This is a genomic window from Clostridia bacterium (genome assembly GCA_036562685.1).
In the GTDB taxonomy this organism is placed as follows: domain Bacteria; phylum Bacillota; class Clostridia; order Christensenellales; family DUVY01; genus DUVY01.
The window spans coordinates 1-3545 of sequence record DATCJR010000197.1; the positions used below are offsets into that span (position 1 = coordinate 1).

The window sequence follows — 3545 nt, forward strand, 5'->3', positions numbered from 1 at the left end:
GAATTTCTTGTTGCATCCGGCTTATCAGCATATTCCCACAATGAATCTATATTCTCAAGATCAGGAATTTGGTTGTTAAGTGCTTTTTCAAATTCTTCATAATCCTGAGGATATTTTGCCTTATATTCTTGCTTTAAAGCGTTCCAATTTTTCTCTGCTTCTTCTCCGCGCTTTGCCAATTCTTTGTAATGGTCATAAACATCCTGAGGCACTTCAAAAGGAGCATAATTCCAATTTAAAAACTCTTTGGTCTTCTTTAAGTTTTCTTCACCCAAAGGCGAACCATGACAATCGCTGCTTCCTGCCAAAGGACTGCCATAACCAATTTGAGTTTTTACAACAATCAATGATGGTTTATCTGCAACCGATTTTGCAGCAGCAATAGCTTGGGAAATTTCTTTCAGATTGTTTCCGTCTTCCACATAATGGATGTCCCAGCCTTGTGCCTTGTGACGAGCTGCAACGTCTTCTCTAAATGCTATATCGGTATTTCCTTCGATAGAAATATTATTGCTGTCATATAAAACAATTAATTTACCAAGTTTTAGCGTTCCAGCCAAGGATGCAGCTTCTGATTCTATACCTTCCATCATGCAGCCGTCGCCTGCAATAACATAAGTATAATGATCAACAAGCTTTAGTCCTTCGCGGTTAAAACGAGCCGCCAAAATTGATTCGGCTATTGCCATACCTACTGCATTGGCGATACCCTGTCCCAAAGGACCAGTAGTTGTCTCTACTCCTACGGTATGACCGTATTCTGGATGTCCCGGGGTTTTTGAATCAAGCTGACGAAAGTTTTTGATATCATCAATGCTCAATCCATAACCAAACAAATGCAATAAAGAATACAAAAGCATAGAACCGTGACCGGCCGAAAGCACAAATCTGTCGCGGTTAAAGAACTTTGGATTCTTAGGATTGTGTACCATATGATCAGCCCACAATTCATAAGCCATGGGAGCTGCACCCAAAGGTAATCCAGGATGACCACTGTTTGCTTTTTGTACGGCTTCAGCTGAAAGCACTCTTATGGCATTAACAGCCTGTTGTCTTATATTATCCATTGCTACTCCTAAAATATATAAATTTTTTATTTTTTCTTCTTTTGAGCTTTTTGATCTGCTAAAAATTTCTTTAGATTAGTCAAATCCAAATCCTTAAATTTCTTTAAAATTCCGTACAGTTTTTTGCTGGCAAAATAAACTCCGCCTGTTTTGTCGCTTTCTATATTTATCGGCAAAATGGGATCATGCACGCTCATTCTTAAAAGCAACCAACCGCCCGAAAAGTTAACTCTTACGCCTTCATAGCTTTGAGCTAATTTAAATCCGATTTTTTTGTCAACTTTTTGTTCAAATTTTTGTAAAATAGTCTTGGCTGCGGTTTTCCAATCCTTGCATTTAGGCGAGAAACCAATTCTTATTTCTTTGGATTCTACGGGATCTTTTAGCTCTTCTATTAATGATAGTATTGTCTTGTTTTGCTTTTTTAGCTGACACATCTTAATAAGTATTCTTAAAACAAGATAAGCTCCGTCATCCAAAAAATAATTTTCCAAAAATGCTGCATGACCGCTTGTTTCAATAGCAAGAGGCGCATAAACACCCACTTTATTGAGCTCTTTAGCTTCGTTGATTACATTTTTGTAGCCACGTTTAAATCTATGATGATTGCCTTTGTGATTTTCAATAAACTCTGTCAAAGCATCGCTTGTTACACTGTCTGTAACAATAGTAGCGCCAGGATGTTCTTCTAGAAGTATTGCAGAAATCAATGCTATAAGACGATTTCTGTTTATTTCCTCACCGTCTGACGCAACACAAGCAGCTCTATCAACATCAGTGTCAAAGATTATTCCCAAATCTGCATTATTTCTCTTTACGCATTCACTTATAGATTTCATAGCGTCAGAATTTTCTGGGTTGGGAATATGATTAGGGAACATTCCATCAGGCTCTAAAAATTGGCTTCCAGCAGTGTTTGCGCCCAAAGGCTTCAACACCCTGTCCACAAAAAAGCCGCCTGCACCGTTTCCTGCATCAACTACAATCTTAAAATTTTTGAGTGGATATTGTTCGCCGGTAGCTTTTCTGAATTTGTCAATTAATGTATCACAATAAAGTTTTAGATAATCGTCTTTAACAACCTTACCGCCTCTGCCTTTTAGTTCACTGCCAGCTTCGGCTAAAGATAATATGCTTTTTATATCCTCGGATTCCAAACCGCCGTTAATATCAAAAAACTTCAAACCGTTTTTGTTATAAGGATGATGACTTGCAGTAATCATTACAGAACCATGTACTTTTATGCTTTCATATTGAGTCATCATAAACATTGACGGTGTTGAACAAAGACCGCAGTCCAAAACAGTGCAACCGCTTTCTTTCAAAGCTTTTATTACCTGCGTTTTTATGCGTTCTGCTGAAATGCGTGAATCATGTCCTACCGCTACTGTTAATTTATCTTTTGTCTTAGCAGACAACCAATAGGCAAATGCTTTTGAGATCGAATATACTACTTCATCGGTCAAATCAATCGGATTTCCGTCATATTCTACTGCATTGCCTCTTATATCACTTCCACTTAGAAGGGCTTTTAGATTGTTCAAAACATCTCTCCATTATGTAATCTTACGTGCCTTATTATATAGTATCGTTTAAAAAATTTCAAGATAATTATACATCATACAATTTAAGCATTCCAAAATTTGGTATAAATTAATCTCATAATTTTAAAACTATTAATATGAATAACGGTTACTTAAGAGTGGGTGCTGCCGTTCCTGAAATGTTTCCTGGCGGTATTTTTTATAATGCACAATCAATAAAAAAAATGATAGTTGAACTCAATGCCGAAGGCGTGGAAATTGCCGTATTCCCGGAAATGTGCCTATATGGCTCGGCGTACTCATCAAACACGGCTTTGAACACTGTGGTATCCGAATGTGAAAAAGCGCTGCTCGAAATAGCGAACTTTACCAAAAACCGAAAAGTCTTGTCCGCAATAGGATTGCCTTTGAGAGTGGAAGACAAGATACTTAATTGTGTAGCTATGGTAGGTATGGGCAAAATCTGGAGTATAATCTACAAAAATGAGCATAATCAAAAAATGCACTTCGGCGAAATCACTTTGGGCGATTATATGATACCATTTGGCGACAATGCCGTAATACGCAGTATCAGCGCGCTTCCAATAAATATTTCTATAATTATAGGAAGCACTTTGTTTCCATATAATAATTGCGCTAATATTGTTTTAAACCCTTATTCAGCAGACTTAGATACAGCCAATGATACAGACTATATCAGAATAATGTCCAAAACTCCATATAGAGCGATAGTATCTGTTTGCGGAACTCTTTTCAAATCTCCCTTTCCTGATAAAAATGCTGTAATCGCAGAATGCGGGCAAACGCTCGCACAAATGACCGACAAACCATATATTTTTGCTGATATTGATATAGAAAGAATAATCGGCTTAAGAACGCTTCATGGAGTACAGGCTTTTTATGACAATACTTTTATGGAAATACCTATTGAAGA

Annotated in this window: 3 protein-coding genes; 1 reads left to right on the plus strand and 2 read right to left on the minus strand. The window is 37.3% G+C overall.

Annotation, left to right across the window (positions count from 1 at the left end; all coding sequences use genetic code 11):
- Together VIL26_08575 and VIL26_08580 are read right to left on the minus strand one after the other, a co-directional pair.
- The coding region (locus VIL26_08575; protein HEY8390980.1) for a transketolase at window positions 1–1067 on the minus strand (1067 nt) is incomplete at its 3' end.
- 26 nt (window positions 1068–1093) lie between these two features.
- A complete protein-coding gene (locus VIL26_08580) occupies window positions 1094–2611 on the minus strand; it encodes a phosphomannomutase/phosphoglucomutase (GenBank protein ID HEY8390981.1) in 1518 nt (505 codons plus the stop codon).
- A 137-nt stretch (window positions 2612–2748) separates the two neighbouring features.
- Here VIL26_08580 and VIL26_08585 point away from each other — a divergent pair.
- Window positions 2749–3545: hypothetical protein (locus VIL26_08585; protein ID HEY8390982.1), on the plus strand; the 797-nt coding region annotated here is incomplete at its 3' end.